34 protein-coding genes are annotated in these 21,280 nt (G+C 66.4%); all 34 read right to left on the bottom strand.

All coding sequences use genetic code 11. The annotated features are described in order from the left end of the window. Positions 1 to 51 precede the first annotated feature (51 nt). The 34 genes from ABZ234_RS09205 to rpsL all read right to left on the bottom strand — a co-directional run bounded on the left by ABZ234_RS09205 (position 52) and on the right by rpsL (position 21,087). Positions 52 to 1,074 (bottom strand): DNA-directed RNA polymerase subunit alpha, encoded by a 1,023-nt coding sequence (locus ABZ234_RS09205; RefSeq protein WP_267946670.1) that lies wholly within the window; start codon positions 1,072 to 1,074, stop codon positions 52 to 54. A gap of 184 nt (positions 1,075 to 1,258) precedes the next feature. Then, positions 1,259 to 1,663: a 30S ribosomal protein S11 gene (gene rpsK, locus ABZ234_RS09200; RefSeq protein WP_053616319.1), complete on the bottom strand. Its 405-nt coding sequence runs from the start codon at positions 1,661 to 1,663 to the stop codon at positions 1,259 to 1,261. Positions 1,664 to 1,728: 65 nt separating this feature from the next. Next, positions 1,729 to 2,109 (bottom strand): 30S ribosomal protein S13, encoded by a 381-nt coding sequence (gene rpsM / locus ABZ234_RS09195; protein ID WP_267946671.1) that lies wholly within the window; start codon positions 2,107 to 2,109, stop codon positions 1,729 to 1,731. 215 nt (positions 2,110 to 2,324) lie between these two features. Continuing rightward, positions 2,325 to 2,438, bottom strand: coding sequence for a 50S ribosomal protein L36 (gene rpmJ / locus ABZ234_RS09190; protein ID WP_082206327.1), 114 nt, complete (start codon positions 2,436 to 2,438; stop codon positions 2,325 to 2,327). A gap of 54 nt (positions 2,439 to 2,492) precedes the next feature. After that, the gene (gene infA / locus ABZ234_RS09185) at positions 2,493 to 2,714 is read right to left on the bottom strand and encodes a translation initiation factor IF-1 (protein ID WP_013156135.1); all 222 of its coding nucleotides are present in this window, start codon (positions 2,712 to 2,714) and stop codon (positions 2,493 to 2,495) included. 438 nt (positions 2,715 to 3,152) lie between these two features. After that, positions 3,153 to 3,617, bottom strand: coding sequence for a DUF1707 domain-containing protein (locus tag ABZ234_RS09180; protein ID WP_344182271.1), 465 nt, complete (start codon positions 3,615 to 3,617; stop codon positions 3,153 to 3,155). A gap of 67 nt (positions 3,618 to 3,684) precedes the next feature. Further along, entirely contained in the window at positions 3,685 to 4,509 is an 825-nt protein-coding gene (gene map, locus ABZ234_RS09175) for a type I methionyl aminopeptidase (RefSeq protein WP_267946673.1), read from the bottom strand. Then, on the bottom strand, positions 4,509 to 5,174 hold the full coding sequence (locus ABZ234_RS09170; RefSeq protein ID WP_330160997.1) for an adenylate kinase: 666 nt from the start codon (positions 5,172 to 5,174) through the stop codon (positions 4,509 to 4,511). The genes map and ABZ234_RS09170 overlap by 1 nt, the downstream gene beginning before the upstream one ends. Beyond that, on the bottom strand, positions 5,175 to 6,488 hold the full coding sequence (secY, locus tag ABZ234_RS09165; RefSeq protein WP_267946675.1) for a preprotein translocase subunit SecY: 1,314 nt from the start codon (positions 6,486 to 6,488) through the stop codon (positions 5,175 to 5,177). Positions 6,489 to 6,770: 282 nt separating this feature from the next. After that, entirely contained in the window at positions 6,771 to 7,235 is a 465-nt protein-coding gene (gene rplO / locus ABZ234_RS09160) for a 50S ribosomal protein L15 (RefSeq protein WP_267946676.1), read from the bottom strand. Then, on the bottom strand, positions 7,232 to 7,417 hold the full coding sequence (gene rpmD, locus ABZ234_RS09155) for a 50S ribosomal protein L30 (protein ID WP_013156129.1): 186 nt from the start codon (positions 7,415 to 7,417) through the stop codon (positions 7,232 to 7,234). Before rpmD ends, rplO begins: the two co-directional genes overlap by 4 nt. A 2-nt stretch (positions 7,418 to 7,419) precedes the next feature. After that, positions 7,420 to 8,022: a 30S ribosomal protein S5 gene (gene rpsE / locus ABZ234_RS09150; RefSeq protein WP_267946677.1), complete on the bottom strand. Its 603-nt coding sequence runs from the start codon at positions 8,020 to 8,022 to the stop codon at positions 7,420 to 7,422. A gap of 49 nt (positions 8,023 to 8,071) precedes the next feature. Beyond that, positions 8,072 to 8,449 (bottom strand): 50S ribosomal protein L18, encoded by a 378-nt coding sequence (rplR, locus tag ABZ234_RS09145; protein ID WP_267946678.1) that lies wholly within the window; start codon positions 8,447 to 8,449, stop codon positions 8,072 to 8,074. 2 nt (positions 8,450 to 8,451) lie between these two features. Next, on the bottom strand, positions 8,452 to 8,988 hold the full coding sequence (rplF, locus tag ABZ234_RS09140; protein WP_267946679.1) for a 50S ribosomal protein L6: 537 nt from the start codon (positions 8,986 to 8,988) through the stop codon (positions 8,452 to 8,454). A 16-nt stretch (positions 8,989 to 9,004) separates the two neighbouring features. Continuing rightward, on the bottom strand, positions 9,005 to 9,403 hold the full coding sequence (rpsH, locus tag ABZ234_RS09135) for a 30S ribosomal protein S8 (RefSeq protein WP_267946680.1): 399 nt from the start codon (positions 9,401 to 9,403) through the stop codon (positions 9,005 to 9,007). A gap of 284 nt (positions 9,404 to 9,687) precedes the next feature. Next, a complete protein-coding gene (locus tag ABZ234_RS09130) occupies positions 9,688 to 9,873 on the bottom strand; it encodes a type Z 30S ribosomal protein S14 (protein WP_267946681.1) in 186 nt (61 codons plus the stop codon). 13 nt (positions 9,874 to 9,886) lie between these two features. Then, complete coding sequence (gene rplE / locus ABZ234_RS09125) at positions 9,887 to 10,462, bottom strand: 50S ribosomal protein L5 (protein WP_267946682.1); 576 nt, start codon at positions 10,460 to 10,462, stop codon at positions 9,887 to 9,889. Continuing rightward, a complete protein-coding gene (gene rplX / locus ABZ234_RS09120) occupies positions 10,462 to 10,767 on the bottom strand; it encodes a 50S ribosomal protein L24 (protein WP_267946683.1) in 306 nt (101 codons plus the stop codon). Before rplX ends, rplE begins: the two co-directional genes overlap by 1 nt. 3 nt (positions 10,768 to 10,770) lie before the next feature. Next, the gene (rplN, locus tag ABZ234_RS09115; RefSeq protein WP_013156121.1) at positions 10,771 to 11,139 is read right to left on the bottom strand and encodes a 50S ribosomal protein L14; all 369 of its coding nucleotides are present in this window, start codon (positions 11,137 to 11,139) and stop codon (positions 10,771 to 10,773) included. A gap of 107 nt (positions 11,140 to 11,246) precedes the next feature. Then, positions 11,247 to 11,519, bottom strand: coding sequence for a 30S ribosomal protein S17 (rpsQ, locus tag ABZ234_RS09110; protein WP_267946684.1), 273 nt, complete (start codon positions 11,517 to 11,519; stop codon positions 11,247 to 11,249). Then, positions 11,516 to 11,770: a 50S ribosomal protein L29 gene (rpmC, locus tag ABZ234_RS09105; protein WP_267946685.1), complete on the bottom strand. Its 255-nt coding sequence runs from the start codon at positions 11,768 to 11,770 to the stop codon at positions 11,516 to 11,518. The genes rpsQ and rpmC overlap by 4 nt, the downstream gene beginning before the upstream one ends. Beyond that, positions 11,770 to 12,183 carry a 50S ribosomal protein L16 gene (gene rplP, locus ABZ234_RS09100; RefSeq protein WP_267946686.1) on the bottom strand — a complete coding sequence of 138 codons (414 nt, stop codon included), beginning with the start codon at positions 12,181 to 12,183 and terminating at the stop codon, positions 11,770 to 11,772. The genes rpmC and rplP overlap by 1 nt, the downstream gene beginning before the upstream one ends. Positions 12,184 to 12,186: 3 nt before the next feature. Then, positions 12,187 to 12,993, bottom strand: coding sequence for a 30S ribosomal protein S3 (gene rpsC / locus ABZ234_RS09095; protein ID WP_267946687.1), 807 nt, complete (start codon positions 12,991 to 12,993; stop codon positions 12,187 to 12,189). Next, positions 12,993 to 13,361, bottom strand: coding sequence for a 50S ribosomal protein L22 (rplV, locus tag ABZ234_RS09090; protein ID WP_267950527.1), 369 nt, complete (start codon positions 13,359 to 13,361; stop codon positions 12,993 to 12,995). Before rplV ends, rpsC begins: the two co-directional genes overlap by 1 nt. Before the next feature lie 72 nt (positions 13,362 to 13,433). Further along, a complete protein-coding gene (gene rpsS, locus ABZ234_RS09085; protein WP_053616300.1) occupies positions 13,434 to 13,712 on the bottom strand; it encodes a 30S ribosomal protein S19 in 279 nt (92 codons plus the stop codon). A gap of 12 nt (positions 13,713 to 13,724) precedes the next feature. Continuing rightward, positions 13,725 to 14,564: a 50S ribosomal protein L2 gene (rplB, locus tag ABZ234_RS09080; protein ID WP_267946688.1), complete on the bottom strand. Its 840-nt coding sequence runs from the start codon at positions 14,562 to 14,564 to the stop codon at positions 13,725 to 13,727. A 57-nt stretch (positions 14,565 to 14,621) separates the two neighbouring features. Continuing rightward, positions 14,622 to 14,912 carry a 50S ribosomal protein L23 gene (rplW, locus tag ABZ234_RS09075; protein WP_267946689.1) on the bottom strand — a complete coding sequence of 97 codons (291 nt, stop codon included), beginning with the start codon at positions 14,910 to 14,912 and terminating at the stop codon, positions 14,622 to 14,624. Further along, positions 14,909 to 15,580 (bottom strand): 50S ribosomal protein L4, encoded by a 672-nt coding sequence (rplD, locus tag ABZ234_RS09070; protein ID WP_267946690.1) that lies wholly within the window; start codon positions 15,578 to 15,580, stop codon positions 14,909 to 14,911. Before rplD ends, rplW begins: the two co-directional genes overlap by 4 nt. 3 nt (positions 15,581 to 15,583) lie before the next feature. Next, entirely contained in the window at positions 15,584 to 16,234 is a 651-nt protein-coding gene (rplC, locus tag ABZ234_RS09065; RefSeq protein WP_267946691.1) for a 50S ribosomal protein L3, read from the bottom strand. A gap of 12 nt (positions 16,235 to 16,246) precedes the next feature. Then, entirely contained in the window at positions 16,247 to 16,555 is a 309-nt protein-coding gene (gene rpsJ, locus ABZ234_RS09060; protein WP_013156110.1) for a 30S ribosomal protein S10, read from the bottom strand. Between the two features lie 253 nt (positions 16,556 to 16,808). Then, positions 16,809 to 18,002 (bottom strand): elongation factor Tu, encoded by a 1,194-nt coding sequence (tuf, locus tag ABZ234_RS09055; RefSeq protein ID WP_355011651.1) that lies wholly within the window; start codon positions 18,000 to 18,002, stop codon positions 16,809 to 16,811. Between the two features lie 80 nt (positions 18,003 to 18,082). Then, positions 18,083 to 20,197, bottom strand: coding sequence for an elongation factor G (fusA, locus tag ABZ234_RS09050; RefSeq protein ID WP_267946693.1), 2,115 nt, complete (start codon positions 20,195 to 20,197; stop codon positions 18,083 to 18,085). Positions 20,198 to 20,242: 45 nt separating this feature from the next. After that, on the bottom strand, positions 20,243 to 20,713 hold the full coding sequence (gene rpsG, locus ABZ234_RS09045; protein WP_267946694.1) for a 30S ribosomal protein S7: 471 nt from the start codon (positions 20,711 to 20,713) through the stop codon (positions 20,243 to 20,245). 2 nt (positions 20,714 to 20,715) lie between these two features. Then, the gene (rpsL, locus tag ABZ234_RS09040; protein WP_014912437.1) at positions 20,716 to 21,087 is read right to left on the bottom strand and encodes a 30S ribosomal protein S12; all 372 of its coding nucleotides are present in this window, start codon (positions 21,085 to 21,087) and stop codon (positions 20,716 to 20,718) included. Between the last annotated feature and the right edge of the window lie 193 nt (positions 21,088 to 21,280).

The following is a 21,280-nucleotide window of genomic DNA, read 5'->3' as shown; positions in this document are numbered from 1 at the left end:
TGCGATCCGCGGCCGCACTCGGCCGTGGACCATGTGGGCGACGAAGGTCGGTTAGTACTGCTCCGTCTCGACGAAGGACTCGCCCTCGTCGTCGTCGGAGCTGTAGGAGTCGGCCGCCGTGCTGGGGTCGAATCCGGGCGGGGAGTCCTTCAGGGACAGGCCCATGTCGATGAGCTTCTGCTTGACCTCGTCGATGGACTTCGCACCGAAGTTGCGGATGTCCAGCAGGTCCTGCTCGGAGCGGGCGACCAGCTCACCAACGCTGTGGATGCCCTCCCGCTTGAGGCAGTTGTACGAGCGCACCGTCAGGTTGAGGTCCTCGATGGGCAGCGCCAGGTCCGCCGCGAGGGCGGCGTCCGTCGGCGACGGGCCCATGTCGATGCCCTCGGCGTCGACGTTGAGCTCGCGCGCCAGACCGAACAGCTCGACCAGGGTCTTGCCCGCGCTGGCGACCGCGTCACGGGGACGGATGGCCGGCTTGGTCTCGATGTCGACGATCAGGCGGTCGAAGTCGGTGCGCTGCTCGACACGGGTGGCCTCGACCTTGTAGGTCACACGCAGGACCGGCGAGTAGATGGAGTCGATCGGGATGCGACCGATCTCCTGGCCGGCCTGCTTGTTCTGCGTGGCCGAGACGTAGCCGCGGCCGCGCTCGACCGTCAGCTCCATCTCCAGCTTGCCCTTGCCGTTGAGCGTGGCGATGTGCAGCTCGGGGTTGTGCACCTCGACGCCGGCGGGCGGAGCGATGTCCGCCGCGGTGACGACGCCGGGGCCCTGCTTGCGCAGGTACATCAGCACGGGCTCGTCGTGCTCGGAGCTGACGACCAGGCCCTTGAGGTTGAGGATCATCTCCGTGACGTCCTCCTTGACACCGGGCACGGTGGTGAACTCGTGCTCGACGCCCTCGATGCGGATGCTGGTGACAGCCGCGCCGGGGATGGAGGACAGCAGGGTGCGCCGGAGCGAGTTGCCGATGGTGTAGCCGAAACCGGGCTCCAGCGGCTCGATGACAAACCTCGAGCGCAGGTCCGAGATGACTTCCTCGGCGAGCGTGGGACGCTGTGCGATCAACATGGTCCGTGTTTTCCCTTCCACATGGCCGACCGCTATATGACGGCCACCGGATGGACGTTCCGCCGGAACGGCGGTGTCCACTACTCGGATTACTACCCAGCCCGCGCGGGCCCCAGCGGGGACCGCGCGGGATCAAGCACGGCACGGTGCCCTGCCGGCCGGGGCCGCGGGCACGCGCTGCCGATCAGACGCGGCGGCGCTTCGGCGGACGGCAGCCGTTGTGCGGAACCGGGGTGACGTCCTGGATGGAGCCCACCTCGAGGCCGGTCGCCTGGAGCGAGCGGATGGCGGTCTCCCGGCCGGAGCCCGGGCCCTTCACGAAGACGTCCACCTTGCGGACGCCGTGCTCCTGCGCGCGACGGGCAGCGGCCTCGGCGGCCATCTGCGCGGCGTACGGCGTCGACTTGCGCGAGCCCTTGAAGCCCACCTGTCCGGAGCTTGCCCACGCGATCACGGCACCGGTCGGGTCGGTGATGCTCACGATCGTGTTGTTGAACGTGCTCTTGATGTGAGCGTGTCCGTGGACAATGTTCTTCTTTTCCTTGCGGCGCACCTTGCGCGCGGCACCCTGACGGCCCTTAGGCGGCATTAGCGAAACTCCCAGAGATCATCGGTCCGTTGCTGTTCTCGGACGCGGTCGACAGTCCGAGCGGACTACTTCTTACCGGCCTTCTTCTTACCGGCCACGGTCTTCTTCTTGCCCTTGCGGGTACGCGCGTTGGTCTGCGTGCGCTGACCGCGGACCGGGAGCCCGCGACGGTGGCGGACGCCCTGGTAGCTACCGATCTCCATCTTGCGACGGATGTCGCCCTGCACCTCGCGGCGCAGGTCGCCCTCGACCTGGTAGTTCGCGCCGATCCACTCGCGCAGCTTGACCAGGTCCTCTTCGGACAGCTGGTGGACGCGCGTGTTGCCGTCGACGCCGGTCTGCTTCAGGGTCTCGAGCGCGCGGGTGCGGCCGATCCCGAAGATGTACGTGAGAGCGATCTCCACCCGCTTGTCGCGAGGGAGGTCAACGCCTTCAATACGTGCCATGTGGGCGAGACTCCATATCCATGCCCCGGAGGTCTGCCCCGTTCCACCCTCTCGTCGCCCAATCGACGAGGCCCCGGCCTCCGACCGGGGGTTGTCCCCGGGCCTCGTCGGCGCCGGGAATCGGAACAGGTTTTCGTTTGTACTGCGCCCGGGAGGGAAGTCCTTCCCTTGCCGGGTTGTCGCGGTTCAGAAGCCGCGGCGAGCTGCGGGGGCTGTTAGCCCTGACGCTGCTTGTGCCGCGGGTCCGAGCAAATGACCATGATCCGACGGTTGCGACGGATCACGCGGCACTTCGCGCAGATCTTCTTCACGCTCGGCTTGACCTTCATGGTGACTCCGAACTCATCACATCACTCATCCTGGGCCGTGCGGCCCACGACGGGCTACTTGTAGCGGTAAACGATGCGCCCGCGCGTGAGGTCGTACGGGCTCAGCTCCACGACGACACGGTCGTCGGGGAGAATACGGATGTAGTTCATCCGCATCTTGCCGCTGATGTGGGCAAGAACCTGGTGCCCGTTGTCGAGCTCTACCTTGAACATAGCGTTGGGTAGGGACTCGACAACGGAACCCTCGATCTCGATGGCGCCGTCTTTCTTTGCCATGTCCTCCACGCCTCGCTCATCGATTGGTTGATCAGGACAGTCCCGACGCGACCCCAGTGGCCTCGCACAACGCGACGGCCCCGGCGACACCGTACGGGCCGGATGTCGTCGACGCCAGGACACACTGGTAGTTCAGGTCAACTGCAAGGGCGTACGTCGATGGGAAGACGTGGCACAAAGAAGGCAGACTGACCCAACAGCCCGCGTATGGGCAGTGACAGTCTATCGCCTTCGGGCAAGTGCTTCTGACCGGCGGGCAGAGAACCCTATACCGTCGCCCCCGCAGGGGGAACCGGCGCCGCTCCGCGCCCCGGGCCGCGTTCGGGGGTGCCCCCGACAACGCCTCCGGTGGCCGCTTTCTTCCCCGTGCGGCGTCCCCGGCCGGGCGGACGGGGCCGGCGCCGGGGAGGGCCGGACCGCGACCGCCCGGAGGCCGGCCTACGGCGAGTGGTCGCCGCCGGGGTGGCTGCGCTGCGAGGCCAGGACCCCGAAGGTCACCACGCTCATCACGATGCCCCACGGCCCCAGCACCCACAGGAACCACGGGTAGTTGTAGTCGGTGGTGAGGAAGAGGATCAGCCAGATCACGAAGCACAGGACGTTGACCCCGGCGTACAGGATCCACGGCACCATCAGCGCCGGGTCCCGCATGCTGATCGGCGGCGCGATCAGGGGCTCCTCCTGGAGAGGGGACGCCCCGCGCAGGTCCGCCAGATCGCGCTCGGGCAGGTCGCGGGTGACCGTGGCCAGCTCGTCCGCCGTCCGGGACTTGTAGACGCGGCCGAGCCGGTCGGTGAACTCCTCGTGGTCGAGCCGGCCCTGCGCGAAGTGCGTCTGGAGGAGCTGCGCGACACGGTCGCGCTCGGAGTCGGACGTTCGTATCGACGGCACCGGGTCGGACACTGCGCGCACCTCGATCTTCACCCGTGAGTGGTCGCGTCCCGCGCGCGGTGCGCGTGGGGCGGGGCCGCTACCAGGTTGGCTGGACGAACCCCATATGAGTGATTTTATCGCGGTTGGACTCACGAGCGGTCAGGACCACGGGGCCCTCTGCGGTCACCGCGACCGTGTGCTCGAAGTGCGCCGCCCTCTTGCCGTCCTTCGTGACCACCGTCCAGCCGTCGTCCAGCTGGAGCACGTCCTGGCGGCCCAGGGTGGTCATCGGCTCGATCGCCAGGCACATGCCCTCGACGAGCTTCAGCCCGCGGCCCCGCTTGCCGTAGTTGAGGACGTGCGGGTCCATGTGCATCTCGGTGCCGATGCCGTGGCCGCCGTACTCGCGGACGTTGCCGTAGCCGCCGTTCGCGGAGATGTGGCCGCCGATCGCGAAGCCGATGTCGCCCAGGCGGTTGCCCGGCCGCATCTGCGCGATCCCCTGCCACATGGACTCCTCGCAGACCTCCATCATGCGGAGATCCTCGGGCCGGCCCTCGCCCACGGCGACGGTGATCGCCGAGTCCCCGTGCCAGCCGTCCAGGATGGCGCCGCAGTCGATGGAGACGATGTCGCCCTCGGCCAGCACCCGCTCGGCGCTGGGGATGCCGTGGACGACCTCCTCGTTGACCGAGGCGCAGATGGACCCGGGGAAGCCGTGGTAGCCCTTGAAGGACGGCACGGCGCCCGCGTCGCGGATGACCTTCTCCGCCACGGAGTCGAGATCCAGTGTGGACACTCCGGGCCGCACAGCGGCCCGGAGGGTGTCCAGGGCGCGGGCCACGACCTGGCCCGCCGCCCTCATCTTGGCGATCTGTTCCGGCGTCTTGATCTGCACGTCCGGCTCCGCCTTCCGAAACATCAGGAACTGGCCTTTCGGGCCTGCTCCTCGATCGCGGCCTTGGCCCGGGCCGTCACCGCGTCCACGGAGCCCGTGGCGGCGATGGTCGCCAGCAGCCCCTCGCGCTCGTAGAACTCCACCAGCGGCGCGGTCTGCTCGCGGTAGACCTTCAGGCGGTGCCTGATGGTCTCCTCGCGGTCGTCCTCGCGCTGGTACAGCGCGGCGCCCTCGTGGTCGCACACGCCCTCGGACTTCGGGGCGTCGTACTCCACGTGGTACACGCGTCCGCACTCGGGGCACGAGCGGCGCCCCGAGAGGCGCTTGACGACCTCGTCCTCGTCCACCCTCAGCTCCAGGACCACGTCCAGGTGCGTCTTCAGGTCGGCCAGGATGCCCTTGAGCGTCTCGGCCTGCGGGACGTTGCGGGGGAAGCCGTCGAGCAGGAAGCCCACAGCGGCGTCGTCCTGCGCCAGTCGGTCCTTGACCATGGCGTTCGTGACCTCGTCGGGGACGAGGTCGCCACGGTCCATGTACTCCCTGGCCTTCTTGCCAAGCTCCGTGCCACCGCTGACGTTGGCCCGGAAGATGTCACCGGTGGACACCTTCGGGATCGACAGCTCCGACGCGAGGATCTGGGCCTGGGTGCCCTTGCCGGCCCCAGGCGGCCCCACCAATACTGCTCGCATTTATCGCAGAAAACCTTCGTAGTTCCTCTGCTGGAGGTGACTCTCGATCTGCTTCACCGTGTCCAGCCCGACACCGACCATGATCAGGATGCTCGTCCCGCCGAAGGGGAAGTTCGCGTTGGCGCCGGTGGCGCCGAGAGCGACCATCGGGAGAAGAGCGATCACACCCAGGTACAGGGATCCGGGGGTCGTCAGCCTCGTCAGGACGTAGTCGAGGTACTCGGCGGTCGGACGCCCCGGTCGGATACCCGGGATGAACCCACCGTACTTCTTCATGTTGTCGGCGACTTCAGTGGGGTTGAACGTAATCGCCACGTAGAAGAACGCGAACCCGATGATCATGACGAAGAAGGTCGCCAGGTACACGGGGTGCGTGCCGGACAGGAAGTAGGTCTGGATGAAGGTCACCACGGGGTTCGTGGAGTCCTGGCCGACCAGTCCGACGACCAGCTGCGGGAGGTACAGCAGCGAGGAGGCGAAGATCACGGGGATGATGCCCGCCTGGTTGACCTTCAGCGGGATGTAGGTCGAGCTTCCGCCGTACATGCGGCGTCCCACCATGCGCTTGGCGTACTGCACCGGGATGCGGCGCTGCGCCTGCTCCATGAAGACCACCGCGGCCACGAGCACGAGGCCCGCGATGCAGATGAGGGTGAAGACCCAGATGGAGCGCTCCTCGAAGAGCCCCATGATGGAGGACGGGAACATCGCGATGACCTGGGTGAAGATCAGGAGCGACATGCCGTTGCCCACGCCGCGCTCGGTGATCAGCTCGCCGAACCACATGACGATGGCGGTGCCGGCGGTCATCACGAAGACGATCGTCACCAGGGTCAGGATGTCCTGGTTGGGCATGTAGGTGCTGACCGGGATGGCCCCCTGGAACAGGGCGCCCGTCCTGGCCATGGCGACGATGCTGGTGGCCTGGAGGACCGCGAGCATCAGCGTGAGGTAGCGGGTGTATTGGGTGATCTTGCTCTGCCCCGACTGGCCCTCCTTCTTGAGGGCCTCCAGGCGGGGGATCACCACCGTGAGCAGGTTGATGATGATGCTCGCGGTGATGTACGGCATGACCCCGAGCGCCAACACCGCCAGTTGCAACAGCGCGCCGCCGCTGAACAGGTTCACGAGCGCGTACACACCGCTCTGGTCTGCGGCGGTGACCGCCTCCATCTGCTCCCGGATCGCCGCGGAGTCGATCCCCGGAGCGGGAATCACCGACCCCAGACGGAAGATCGTCAGGATGAACAGTGTGAACAGCAGCTTGTTACGCAGGTCGGGCGTGCGGAATGCACGGACGAACGCACCTAGCACGTCTCCTCCTGCGCGGCTTCGGCGGCGGAACGGGTTCCAGACATCGCGGCCGATCCTGAATCGTCGTAGAACGTCAGCAGCGGGCAGTCGCCCGTTGCTCGGAAGTATTCACAGTACGTCAAGCGGGGAGCTCAAACAGATGGAACTGTAACAGCCATCACGCGGCAGTTGCGGTCGTGAGTCATAACGATCACTTCTCACAACACACGGGGGCGCCCGCCGGCCGGTCTTTCACTGACCTGCCGGGCGGACGCCCCCAGTTGCGCATTTCGGGGTAGACCCCTACAGCTCGGTGACGGAGCCACCGGCAGCGGCGATCTTCTCCTTCGCCGAGGCGGAGAACGCGTTCGCGCTCACCTGCACGGCGACGGTGATCTCACCGGTGCCCAGAACCTTGACGAGCTGGTTCTTGCGAACCGCGCCCTTGGCGACCAGGGCCTCGACGGTGACCTCGCCACCCTCGGGGAACAGCTCGCTCAGCTTGTCCAGGTTGACGACCTGGTAGGTCGTCTTGAACCGCGCGTTGCTGAAGCCCTTGAGCTTCGGCACCCGGCGGATGAGGGGCATCTGCCCGCCCTCGAAGCCGGGACGGACGGTGTTACGAGCCTTGGTGCCCTTGGTGCCCCGGCCCGCGGTCTTGCCCTTGGACGCCTCGCCGCGGCCCTTGCGGGTCTTGGCCTTGTTGGCGCCCGGGGCGGGCCGCAGGTGGTGCAGCTTGAGCAGCTCGTCGGGGTTGTAGTCGCTCATTCGGCAACCTCCTCGACAGAGACGAGGTGCGCGACGATCGTGATCTGCCCGCGAACCTCAGGGCGGTCCTCACGGACGGTGGACTTGCCGATCCGGCCCAGGCCGAGCGACTGGAGAGCAGCGTGCTGCTTCACCTTGCCGCCGATCTTGGAGCGGGTCTGCGTGATCTTGAGCTTGGCCATGGTCAGGCTCCTGCCTTCGCCTCAGCACGAGCACGCAGCATGGCGGCCGGGGCGACGTCCTCGATCGGCAGGCCACGGCGGGCGGCGATCTCCTCGGGCTGGTTGAGCCCCTTGAGAGCCGCCACGGTGGCGTGCACGATGTTCAGCGGGTTGGACGACCCGAGCGACTTGCTCAGGATGTCGTGGATGCCGGCGCACTCCAGCACGGCGCGCACGGGGCCGCCGGCGATGACGCCGGTACCCGGAGCGGCCGGACGGAGCAGGACGACGCCAGCGGCGTCCTCGCCCTGGACCCGGTGCACGATGGTGCCCTGGATGCGGGGGACGCGGAAGAAGTTCTTCTTCGCCTCCTCGACACCCTTGGCGATCGCGGCCGGAACTTCCTTGGCCTTGCCGTAACCGACACCGACCATCCCGTTGCCGTCACCGACGACGACGAGAGCGGTGAAGGAGAAGCGACGGCCGCCCTTGACGACCTTCGCGACCCGGTTGATGGTCACGACCTTCTCGATGTAGGAGACACCCTTGTCTGCGGCGCCGCCGCGGCGATCGTCACGGCGATCACGCCGCTCGCCACCGGCGCCGCGCCGCGGTGCTGCAGCCATCAGTGGTTCCTCTTCTCGTGGTTGATCTTGCCCAGTACAGAGGTCATCGCTAGAACTCCAGCCCGCCCTCGCGCGCCGCGTCGGCGAGCTTGGCGATACGGCCGGCGTACTGGTTGCCGCCGCGGTCGAACACCACGGCGGAGACCCCAGCGGCCTTGGCGCGCTCAGCGATGAGCTGACCGACCTTGGCGGACTTGTCGGACTTGGTGCCCTCGGCACCGCGCAGGTCGGCCTCGACGCTGGAGGCGGCGACCAGGGTGTGACCCCTGGTGTCGTCGATGACCTGCGCGACGATGTGCTTGGAGGACCGGAACACGGCCAGACGCGGACGCTCGGCGGTGCCCACGACCTTCTTGCGGACGCGGAACTGGCGGCGCGCACGGGAGGTCGCGCTCTTGGAGGTCCGCTTGCGCACGGTGATACCCATGGCTACTTACCAGCCTTTCCGGCCTTGCGGCGGATGTGCTCGCCCTGGTACCGCACGCCCTTGGCCTTGTACGGGTCCGGCTTGCGCAGGCTGCGGATGTTCGCGGCGACCTGGCCCACCAGCTGCTTGTCGATGCCCTCCACGTGGAGGATCGTCGGCTTCTCCACGCGGAAGGTGATGCCCTGCGGGGGCTCGACCACGACGGGGTGGCTGTAGCCCAGCGAGAACTCCAGGTTGGAGCCGCGGGCCTGGACGCGGTAACCCACGCCGTGGATCTCCAGCGTCTTCGTGTAGCCCTTGGAGACACCCTCGGTGAGGTTCGCGACCAGTGCACGGGTCAGACCGTGCAGCGACCGGTTCTCCGGCTTGTCGTCGGGACGCGCAACCGTGACGACCCCGTCCTCGAAGGAGACGGTGATCGGCTCGGCGACGGTGTGCTTCAGTTCGCCCTTCGGCCCCTTGACAGTGACGTCTTGCCCGTTAATCGTGACTTCGACGCCCTTGGGGACCGAGAGCGGCAGTCGACCGATTCGCGACATGCTTCAGTCTCTCCCTCTACCAGACGTAGGCGAGGACTTCGCCGCCCACGCCGCGCTTCTTGGCCTGCTTGTCAGTCATCAGGCCACCGGACGTCGAAATGATCGCCACACCGAGGCCACCCAGCACGCGCGGGAGGTTCTCCTTCTTGGCGTACACCCGCAGACCGGGCTTGGAGACCCGGCGGATGCCCGCGATCGAACGCTCTCGGGTGGGGCCGTACTTCAGGTCCAGGACGAGGCTCTTGCCCACAGGGGCCTCCTCGGTCCGGTGGCCCTGAATGAAGCCCTCCTGCTGGAGGATCTCGGCGATGTGCGCCTTGATCTTGGAATACGGCATCGCCACGGTGTCGTGGTAAGCCGAATTCGCGTTACGCAGACGCGTGAGCATGTCTGCGATCGGGTCGGTCATCGTCATGGCCGACTGGCCCTTCCTCACCGCGGTTTCCGAGTGCGGGCTTTCCCAGAGCCTGCCCTCCCACGGGTCTCCCCGTGGAGGTGCACAAACGGACCTACGGCGTGGTCGTGGGCACCGCTGTCCCTCGCGGGACTGCCGTGCCCTGATGGTTGGATGTTGCTGGACCGCTGACCGCGTCGGGCGGTCACGGACACTTGTCGAGCCACCAAGGGGGTGGCGGTTCGGGGGGCCGAACCCAGTGCGCCCTCCTCAGGGAGTGAGCGCCTGGTCGGCCCCGCCGGAAACTACCAGCTCGACTTGGTGATACCGGGCAGCTCGCCGCGGTGCGCCATCTCGCGGAAGCAGATGCGGCAGAGGCCGAACTTCCGGTAGACGGCGCGCGGACGGCCGCACCGAGAGCATCGAGTATACGCGCGGACGCTGAACTTCGGCTTCCGCTGCGCCTTGGCGATCAGGGACTTCTTAGCCATGTGTGCTTACCCCTCAGGCTTCCTTGAACGGGAAACCGAGCCGCTTGAGCAGGCTGCGGCCCTGTTCGTCGGTCGTGGCCGTGGTGACAACCGTGATGTCCATCCCACGCTGCCGGTCGACCTTGTCCGGGTCCACCTCGTGGAACATGACCTGCTCGGTCAGACCGAAGGTGTAGTTGCCGTTCCCGTCGAACTGCTTCGGGGAAAGGCCGCGGAAGTCCCGGATACGGGGCAGAGCCAGCGAGAGCAGCCGGTCGAGGAACTCCCACATCCGGTCGCCGCGCAGCGTGACGCTGGCGCCGATCGGCTGGCCCTCGCGCAGCTTGAACTGCGCGATGGAGTTCTTGGCCCGGTTGATCCGAGGCTTCTGGCCGGTGATCGCCGAGATGTCGGCGATCGCGCCCTGGATCAGCTTCGCGTCACGAGCCGCCTCGCCGACACCCATGTTGACCACGATCTTCGTGAGACCGGGGACCTGCATGATGTTGGCGATGTCGTGCTCCTCCTTGAGGGCAGCGACGATCTCGTTACGGTACTTCTCCTTGAGCCGCGGCATCGGAGGGGCCGTGATGTCGTTGGTAACCGTCATCAGATGTCCTTACCGGTGCGACGGGAGACGCGAACCTTGGTTCCGTCGTCCTCGAAGCGGTAGCCGACCCGGGAGGGCTTGCCGTCCTCGGCGAGCGCGATGTTGCTCACGTGGATCGGGGCCTCCTTCGTGACGACCTCGCCCTGCTGGCCGCCCGCCGGGTTCGCCTTCCTGTGCTTCTTGACCAGGTTGACGCCCTCGACGACGACACGGTCTTCCTTCGGCAGGGCCTTGACGACCTTGCCGGTGGCACCCTTGTCCTTGCCGGCGAGGACGATGACCTCGTCGCCAGTTTTGATCTTCATCGCTCAGAGCACCTCCGGCGCCAGCGAAATGATGCGCATGTACTTCTTGTCACGCAGCTCGCGGCCCACCGGGCCGAAGATGCGGGTGCCTCGCGGGTCCCCACCGTCCTTGATGAGCACGGCAGCGTTCTCATCGAAGCGGATGTAGGAGCCGTCGGGCCGGCGGCGCTCCTTGACGGTGCGCACGACAACGGCCTTGACGACGTCGCCCTTCTTGACTCCAGCGCCAGGCAGGGCGTCCTTCACCGTGGCGACGATCGTGTCGCCGATCCCGGCGTAGCGCCGACCCGAGCCACCGAGAACACGGATGGTGAGGATCTCCTTGGCACCCGTGTTGTCGGCGACCTTGAGTCGCGACTCCTGCTGAATCACGTCTGCTCCTGATGTGATGCGTGCGGTCCACTGCCGCACGGCTAGGTGGTCTCACCCCTCGCGCTGGCGGCCGACAACGCGTGTCGGCCGCCAAACGCAGGCTGGGGTTACTTAGCCTTCTCCAGGATCTCCACGACGCGCCAACGCTTCGTCGCGGAGAGCGGCCGGGTCTCCATCACTCGGACCCGGTCGCCGACGCCACAGGAGTTCGCCTCGTCGTGCGCCTTGTACTTGGTCGTCCTACGGATGACCTTGCCGTACATGGCGTGCTTGATGCGGTCCTCGACCTCGACAACGACGGTCTTGTCCATCTTGTCGCTGACGACGTAGCCCTCGCGCACCTTGCGGTAGTTGCGGGTCGCGGTCTGGTTCTCACTCATTCGGCTGCTTCCTTCGTCTCCTCAGCCGACTCACCAGACAGCGGGGCGATGCCCAGCTCGTGCTCACGCATGACCGTGTAGATCCGCGCGATCTCGCGCTTGACGGTACGCAGCCGGCTGTGGTTGTCGAGCTGGCCGGTGGCGGCCTGGAAGCGGAGGTTGAAGAGCTCTTCCTTGGCTTCCTTGAGCTTGGCGACCAGGTCCTCGACGGACTGGTCCCGGAGCTCATGGGCAGTCACGGACTTCGCCATCACTCCCCCTCCCGCTTAACAAACTTGCACTTCATCGGGAGCTTGTGCATGGCACGGCGCATCGCCTCCTTGGCGATGTCCTCGGGCACGCCCGACAGCTCGAACATCACGCGACCGGGCTTGACCGGCGCGACCCACCACTCGGGTGAACCCTTACCGGAGCCCATGCGGACCTCGGCGGGCTTCTTCGTCAGCGGACGGTCCGGGAAGATGTTGATCCACACCTTGCCGCCACGCTTGATGTGACGCGTCATAGCGATACGAGCGGACTCGATCTGACGGTTGGTGACGTAGGCCGACTCCAGAGCCTGGATGCCGTACTCGCCGAAAGTGACCGTCGTTCCACCCTTGGCCTTACCGCGCAGATCCGGGTGGTGCTGCTTGCGGTACTTGACCTTACGAGGAATAAGCACTGGTCAGCTCCCCTCGGGCTTCGCGGACTCGGCCGGAGCCTTGGCCTCGGTGTTCTGCGGCTGACCGCCGCCGGCACCGCCACGACGACGACGCTGCGGGCGCTCGCGGCGCTGACCGCCGCCACCGCCGCCACCGCCACCGGCGGAACGCTGGGCGGCCTGGGCCGCCTCGCGCTCGGCGCGGGTCGCGGGTGCGTCACCCTTGTAGATCCACACCTTGACGCCGATGCGGCCGAACGTCGTACGGGCCTCGAAGAAGCCGTAGTCGATGTCGGCGCGGAGCGTGTGCAGCGGGACCCGGCCCTCGCGGTAGAACTCCGAGCGGGACATCTCAGCCCCGCCCAGGCGTCCGCCGCACTGGATACGGATGCCCTTGGCACCGCTCTTCATCGCGCTCTGCATCGCCTTGCGCATCGCGCGGCGGAAGGCCACACGGCTGCTCAGCTGCTCGGCGACGCCCTGGGCGACGAGCTGCGCGTCGACCTCGGGGTTCTTGACCTCGAAGACGTTGAGCTGAACCTGCTTGGCGGTCAGCTTCTCCAGGTCGGTCCGGATTCGATCGGCCTCGACGCCGCGGCGGCCGATGACGATGCCCGGCCGGGCGGTGTAGACGTCCACGCGGACACGGTCACGGGTGCGCTCGATCTCGACCTTGGAGATGCCCGCGCGCTCCATGCCGCGGGTCAGCATCCGACGGATCGCAACGTCTTCCTTGACGTAGTCCTTGTAGGACTTGTCGGCGTACCAGCGGCTCTTGAAGTCGGTGGTGATGCCGAGGCGGAACCCGTGCGGGTTTACCTTCTGCCCCACTATCGGGTCCTTTCCTTCGTCTTGGACGAGGCGCCCGAGCGCTCAGCGACGACCACGGTGATGTGGCTCGTACGCTTGGTCACCCGGAAGGCGCGGCCGAAGCCTCGCGGTCGAATGCGCTTCAGGGTCGGACCCTCGTCCACCCATGCGCCCTCGACCACCAGCGTCTCGCGGTCCAGCTTGTCGTTGTGCTCAGCGTTGGCGATGGCACTAGCCAGCACCTTGCCAACAGGCTCGCTCGCCGACTGGGGCGCGAACCGGAGCACCGCCTGTGCCTCGTCAGCGGGCAACCCGCGAATAAGGTCCACCACCCGGCGGGCCTTCCGGGGCGTAACACGGACGAACCGTGCCTGTGCCCTCGTTCCCATCGCTTTTCCCTCGCTCACGGAAATTCATCTCCACTCACCGTGGAGAAATGGTTCTTTCTCCTGCTGCAACCGCTAACGGCGGCTACGGCGGTCTTCCTTGACGTGGCTACGGAAAGTACGCGTGGGAGCGAACTCACCGAGCTTGTGGCCGACCATCGACTCGGACACGAACACGGGGACGTGCTTGCGGCCATCGTGGACGGCGATCGTGTGACCGATCATCTCCGGGACGATCATGGACCGCCGGGACCACGTCTTGATGACGTTCTTGGTCCCCTTCTCGTTCTGAACTTCCACCTTCTTGATGAGGTGGTCGTCGACGAAGGGACCCTTCTTAAGGCTACGTGGCATCAGACGTGCTCCTTACCGCTTCTTCTTACCGCTACGCCGACGCCGCACGATCAGCTTGTCGCTGGCCTTGTTCTTGGCCCGGGTCCGGCCTTCCTTCTTGCCCCAGGGGCTGACCGGGTGTCGTCCACCGGAGGTCTTGCCCTCACCACCACCGTGCGGGTGGTCGACCGGGTTCATCACGACACCGCGGACGGTCGGGCGCTTGCCCTTCCAGCGGTTACGACCGGCCTTGCCCCAGTTGATGTTGGACTGCTCGGCGTTGCCGACCTGACCAACGGTGGCACGGCAGGTGACCTCCACCATGCGCATCTCGCCGGAGGGCATACGCAGCGTGGCGTAACGGCCCTCCTTGGCGAGGAGCTGGATCTGGGAACCGGCGGAGCGGCCCAGCTTGGCGCCACCACCCGGCTTCAGCTCGACCGCGTGCACGAACGTACCCGTGGGGATGTTGCGCAGCGGGAGGCAGTTGCCGGGCTTGATGTCGGACTGGGGGCCGTTCTCGACCCTGTCGCCCTGCTTGAGACCGGCGGGTGCCAGGATGTAGCGCTTCTCACCGTCCACGTAGTGGAGCAGTGCGATGCGAGCGGTGCGGTTCGGGTCGTACTCGATGTGAGCGACCTTGGCCGGCACGCCGTCCTTGTCGTGACGACGGAAGTCGATCACGCGGTAGGCGCGCTTGTGGCCGCCGCCCTGGTGGCGGGTCGTGATCCGGCCGTGGCCGTTGCGCCCGCCCTTGGAGTGCAGAGGACGCACCAGGGACTTCTCCGGCTCCGAGCGCGTGATCTCGACGAAGTCGCTCACGCTGGAACCGCGACGACCCGGTGTCGTCGGCTTGTACTTACGAATGCCCATCTTCTTCGCGCATTCCTTTACGTGTTGCTTGGTGTGTAGCGGTCAGACCCGGAAAGGTCACCGACCGAAGATGTCGATCCGGTCGCCCTCGGCGAGGCCGACGATCGCGCGCTTCGTGTCAGGACGCTTCCCGAAACCGAAACGGGTCCGCTTGCGCTTGCCCTTCCGGTTGATCGTGTTCACGCTCGTGACCTTCACCTCGAAGATCTTCTCGATCGCGATCTTGATCTGGGTCTTGTTGGCGTCGGGCTTGACGATGAACGTGTACTTGTTCTCGTCCATGAGCCCGTAGCTCTTCTCGGAGATCACCGGCTCGATGATGATGTCCCGGTGGTCGGCGATCCTCACTGGTCGTCCTCCTCGGACTGAGCGGCCTTGGAGGCGCCGGCCGCGTGGGCCAGGAACTCGGCGTAGCCCGCCTCGGTGAAGACCACGTCGTCCGAGTAGAGGACGTCGTAGGTGTTCACCTGGTCCGCGTCGAGGATGTGCACCTCTTCGAGGTTGCGCAGGGCGCGCCGGTTGTGCTCGTCGTCGCGGGCCAGGACGACCAGGACCTTGTCGGACCCGGTGACCTGGCGGAGCGCCTTCAGAGCGTTCTGCGTGAGCTTGCTGTCCGCGTCCTCGGCCACGAAGTGGCTGATGACGTGGATACGGCCGTGCGTGGCCCGGTCGGAGAGGGCAGCGCGCAGGGCGGCGGCCTTCATCTTCTTCGGGGTCCGCTGGCTGTAGTCGCGCGGCTGCGGTCCGTGGACCGTGCCACCGCCGGTGTACTGCGGGGCGCGGATGGAGCCCTGTCGGGCCCGGCCGGTGCCCTTCTGGCGGTAGGGCTTCTTGCCACCGCCGCGAACCTCGCCGCGGGTCTTGGTGGAGTGCGTGCCCTGGCGGCCCGCGGCCAGCTGGGCGTTCACGACCTGGTGCAGGAGCGGAATGCTGACCTGCTGGGCGAAGACGCTCTCCGGCAGCTCGACACTGCCCTGAGCGGCGCCCTCGGGGTTCTTGACCTCGATCTGGGCCATGGCTTACTTGTCCCCCTTCACAGCGGTGCGGACGAGCACCAGACCGCCGTTGGGACCGGGCACAGCACCCTTGACCAGGATGAGGCCCTTCTCCGCGTCCACGGAGTGAACGGTCAGGTTCTGGACGGTCTTGCGCACGTTGCCCATGCGCCCTGCCATCCGCATGCCCTTGAAAACGCGGCCGGGCGTGGCGCAGCCGCCGATGGAACCGGGCGAGCGGTGCTTGCGCTGGGTACCGTGCGAGGCGGAGAGGCCACGGAAGCCGTGACGCTTCATCACACCCGCGAAGCCCTTGCCCTTGCTCTTGCCCGTGACGTCGACCGTCTGGCCGCTCTCGAAGCTGTCCGCGGCGACCTCCTGGCCGAGCGTGTACTCGGAGGCGTCGGTGGTGCGGACCTCGACGTAGTGCCGGCGCGGGGTCAGGTCGTTCTTGCGCAGGTAGTCGCCGAGGGGCTTGTTCACCTTGCGCGGGTTGATCTGCCCGTAGCCCAGCTGGACGGCCGAGTAGCCGTCGGTGTCCGGAGTCCGGATGCGGCTCACGACGCACGGACCGGCCTTCAGAACCGTCACGGGCACCATTTTGCCCGTGTCGTCGAAGACCTGGGTCATGCCGAGCTTTTCGCCCAGAACTCCCTTGATCTGCTTGGTGGCCATGTCTGTGCGTCCTTAAAGCTTGATCTCGATGTCAACACCAGCCGGCAGGTCGAGTCGCATGAGCGAGTCGACCGTCTTCGGCGTGGGGTCGATGATGTCGATCAGCCGCTTGTGGGTGCGCATCTCGAAGTGCTCGCGCGAGTCCTTGTACTTGTGCGGCGATCGGATAACGCAGTAAACGTTCTTTTCCGTCGGCAGCGGCACCGGGCCCGCGACCTGTGCGCCAGTTCGCGTCACAGTCTCGACGATCTTGCGCGCCGAGCTGTCGATGACCTCGTGGTCATAGGCCTTTAGCCGAATGCGGATCTTCTGTCCCGCCATGTGGCCTGTTCGTCCTTCGCTTCAGTGTCCGTAACGGTGAGCTGTCCCGGTCACAGAAGCCCAGGCCTGACGGAATCCGCCGTGTGGCCGTGAGCCCCTATTCCCTTGAGAAACCGCAACAGGGCTTGCCCCTGCGGTGCGTCACCGTCACAGTGCCCGATGACGTCTTGTGTGTGGGTGGGTGGGCCGTGCGGACACGGCCCGCCCACCACGCCGGGGGCGGCTCCTCAGGGGGCCGCCCCCGGCATGCGTACTACTTGAGGATCTTCGTGACGCGACCGGCGCCCACGGTACGGCCACCCTCGCGGATGGCGAACCGCAGACCGTCTTCCATGGCGACCGGCTGGATCAGGTTGACGGTCATCTCGGTGTTGTCACCGGGCATGACCATCTCCGTGCCCTCCGGCAGCGTCACGACGCCCGTGACGTCCGTGGTGCGGAAGTAGAACTGCGGACGGTAGTTGTTGAAGAACGGCGTGTGGCGCCCGCCCTCGTCCTTGGACAGGATGACGACGTTGGCCTCGAACTCCGTGTGCGGGGTGGTCGTGCCCGGCTTGATCACGACCTGGCCGCGCTCGACGTCCTCGCGCTTGATGCCGCGCAGGAGCAGCCCGACGTTGTCGCCGGCCTGGCCCTGGTCGAGCAGCTTGCGGAACATCTCGACACCGGTGACGGTGGTCGTCTGCTTCTCGTCCTTGATACCGACGATGTCGACGGTCTCGTTGACGTTGACGATGCCGCGCTCGATACGACCGGTGACGACGGTGCCGCGACCGGTGATCGAGAAGACGTCCTCGATGGGCATGAGGAACGGCTTGTCGGTGTCACGCTCGGGCTCGGGGATGTAGGTGTCCACGGTGCTCATGAGCTCCAGGACGGTCTTGCCCCACTCCTCGTCGCCCTCCAGCGCCTTGAGCGCGGAGACCTTGGTGACGGGGACGTCGTCGCCGGGGAACTCGTACTCGCTGAGGAGCTCACGGACCTCGAGCTCGACGAGCTCGAAGATCTCCTCGTCGTCCACCATGTCGGACTTGTTCAGGGCCACGACGATGTAGGGCACGCCGACCTGGCGGGCCAGGAGCACGTGCTCCTTGGTCTGCGGCATCGGGCCGTCGGTGGCGGCCACGACCAGGATCGCGCCGTCCATCTGCGCCGCACCCGTGATCATGTTCTTCACGTAGTCGGCGTGGCCGGGGCAGTCGACGTGGGCGTAGTGACGCGCCTCGGTCTGGTACTCGACGTGGGCGACGGAGATCGTGATACCGCGCTCGCGCTCCTCGGGAGCGTTGTCGATGTCCTCGAACGGCGTGAACGGGTTCAGGTCCGGGTACGCGTCGTGCAGCACCTTGGTGATGGCCGCGGTCAGCGTGGTCTTGCCGTGGTCGATGTGACCGATGGTGCCGATGTTGACGTGCGGCTTAGTCCGCTCGAACTTTGCTTTCGCCACTGGATGTCTCCTAGACGTACAGAGCTATCTGGTGCTCGCCCCCCGCGTGGACGGGGAGCGGGCTGGTTACGTGTTCGCGGCTACTCGCCGCGAACCTTCGCCACAATTTCTTGGGCGACAGCGGACGGAACCTCCGCGTAGGAGTCGAACACCATCGAGTAGTTGGCGCGACCCTGGGTACGGCTGCGCAGGTCACCCACGTAGCCGAACATTTCGGAGAGGGGCACCTGGGCCTTGACGATCCGGACGCCGGAACGCTCGTCCATGGACTGGATCTGTCCACGACGGGAGTTCAGGTCGCCGATCACGTCACCCATGTACTCCTCAGGGGTGGTGACCTCCACTGCCATGACCGGCTCGAGAAGAGTCGGCTTGGCGAGCTTGACGGCCTCCTTGAAGGCCATCGAACCCGCGGTCTTGAAGGCCATCTCCGAGGAGTCGACCTCGTGGTACTGACCGTCCTGGAGCGTCACCTTGACGCCGACGAGCGGGTAGTGCGCGAGCACACCCAGTTCGGCGGCCTCCTGGGCACCGGCGTCGACCGACGGGATGTACTCCCGTGGGATACGGCCACCGGTGACCGCGTTGACGAACTCGTAGCCGGAGGCGTCGCCGCTCTCGACGACGAGGGGCTCGACGTCGATCTTGACCTTGGCGAACTGGCCCGACCCACCGGTCTGCTTCTTGTGGGTGTAGACGTGGCCTTCGACCTTCTTGCGAATGGTCTCTCGGTAGGCCACCTGGGGCTTGCCGATGTTCGCGTCGACCTTGAACTCGTCGCGCATGCGGTTGACGAGGACCTCGAGGTGCAGCTCGCCCATACCGGAGATGATGGTCTGGCCGGTCTGGTCGTCCGTGGCGACCTGGAACGAGGGGTCCTCGTCCGCGAGGCGCTGGATCGCGATGCCCAGCTTCTCCTGGTCGCTCTTGGTCTTGGGCTCGATGGCCACCTCGATGACCGGAGCCGGGAACGTCATGGACTCCAGGACGATCGGAGCCGACTGGTCGCACAGCGTCTCGCCGGTCGTGGTGTCCTTCAGACCCATGACCGCGACGATGTCGCCCGCGCCGGCCTCGCCGATCTCCTCACGCTTGTTGGAGTGCATGCGGTAGATCTTGCCGATCCGCTCCTTGCGGCCCTTGAGACTGTTCAGCACCTGGGTGCCGGTCTCGAGGACGCCGGAGTAGATGCGCACGTAGGTCAGCTTGCCCAGGTGCGGGTCGCTCATGATCTTGAAGACCAGGGCGGACATCGGCTCGTCGACGCTCGGCTTGCGGGCGAGCTTGGTCTCCTCGGTCTCGTCCTTGGGGTCGTGGCCCTCGATGGCGTCCACGTCCAGGGGCGAGGGGAGGTAGGCGGTGACCGCGTCGAGCAGGGGCTGGACGCCCTTGTTCTTGAACGCGGTGCCGCACACGATCGGGATCGCGGTACCGGCGATGGTCGCGCGGCGGATCGCCGGAACCACCTGCTCCAGGGTGGGCTCCTGCCCCTCCAGGTACAGCTCCATGATCTCGTCGTCGGCCTCGGCGAGCACCTCGATGAACTTCTCGCGGGCCTCGCGGGCGGCGTCGGCGTGGGTCTCGGGGATGTCGATCGTGTCGTACATCTCGCCGAGCGCGGCCTCGTCGTTCCAGACGTAGGCCTTCATGCGGACCAGGTCGACGACGCCCTTGAAGTCGCTCTCGGCGCCGATGGGCAGCTGGATCGGCATGGCGTTCGCGCCGAGGCGCTCACGGAACATGTCGACGCAGCGCTGGAACTCGGCGCCGATCTTGTCCATCTTGTTGACGAAGCAGATACGCGGAACGCCATAGCGGTCAGCCTGACGCCAGACCTGCTCGGACTGGGGCTCGACGCCTTCCTTGGCGTCGAACACCGCGACGGCACCGTCGAGGACACGCAGCGACCGCTCGACCTCGACCGTGAAGTCGACGTGGCCGGGCGTGTCGATGATGTTGATGGTGTGGTCGTCCCAGTGGGTGGTGGTAGCAGCCGAGGTAATGGTGATACCCCGCTCCTGCTCCTCCTTCATCCAGTCCATCGTGGCGGCGCCATCGTGGACCTCACCCACCTTGTGGGTCACACCGGTGTAGTAGAGGATCCGCTCAGTCGTGGTGGTCTTGCCCGCGTCGATGTGGGCCATAATCCCGATGTTGCGGACCTTGGCCAGGTCAAGCGCAGTCTTAGCAGCCATGAGGCTCGTCTTCCCTCGGTCTCAAGGAATCGAATCGCCGCGGGGTTACCAGCGGTAGTGGGCGAAGGCCTTGTTCGACTCGGCCATCTTGTGCGTGTCCTCACGCTTCTTGACGGCCGCGCCGAGACCGTTGCTGGCGTCGACCAGCTCGTTCATCAGACGCTCGGTCATGGTCTTCTCACGGCGCTGACGCGCGTAGGAGACCAGCCAGCGCAGGGCCAGCGTGGTGGACCGGGAGGCGCGAACCTCGACCGGCACCTGGTAGGTCGCGCCACCGACACGGCGGCTGCGGACCTCGAGCGCGGGCTTGACGTTGTCCAGGGCGCGCTTCAGAACGACGAGCGGGTCCTGGCTGGTCTTCTCGCGAGCGCCTTCGAGGGCGTCGTAGACGACGCTCTGGGCGATGGAGCGCTTGCCGTCGAGCAGCACCTTGTTGATCAGTGCGGTGACGAGCGGCGAGCCGTAGACCGGGTCGGTGATGAGCTGGCGCTTCGGCGCCGGGCCCTTGCGCGGCATCTTTACTTCTCCTTCTTGGCGCCGTAGTGGCTACGCGCCTGCTTGCGGCCCCGGACACCCTGGGTGTCGAGCGAGCCGCGGACAATTCGGTAGCGGACGCCCGGCAGGTCCTTCACACGACCACCGCGAACGAGCACGATGCTGTGCTCCTGGAGGTTGTGACCAATGCCGGGGATGTAGGCCGTGACCTCGATGCCGCTGCTCAGCTTGACGCGAGCGACCTTACGCAGAGCGGAGTTCGGCTTCTTCGGCGTAGTGGTGTAGACACGCGTGCACACACCACGACGCTGCGGACTCCCCTTCAGCGCCGGGGTCTTGTTCTTTGCGACCTTGTCCTGTCGGCCCTTGCGGACCAGCTGCTGGATGGTGGGCACCGCGTCTCCGTCTTCCTCGTGACCTACGCCGGTTCTCGTAGCCGATATCGCTATTGACCTGCTGAATTTCCCGAACCTCCCCGACCCCCGTGGTCGGGCGTGTCGCGCTGGTTGTCGCGCACGGCAAAAAACCGATCACACCCGGCCGGAGGCCGATCATGGGAGGGGGTTCACCTGCGCGGCGCGCCTTACG

The sequence above is a fragment of the Nocardiopsis sp. NPDC006198 genome, assembly GCF_040613895.1.
Lineage (GTDB): Bacteria > Actinomycetota > Actinomycetes > Streptosporangiales > Streptosporangiaceae > Nocardiopsis > Nocardiopsis tropica.
This window is presented reverse-complemented; position numbering and strand designations above follow the sequence as displayed.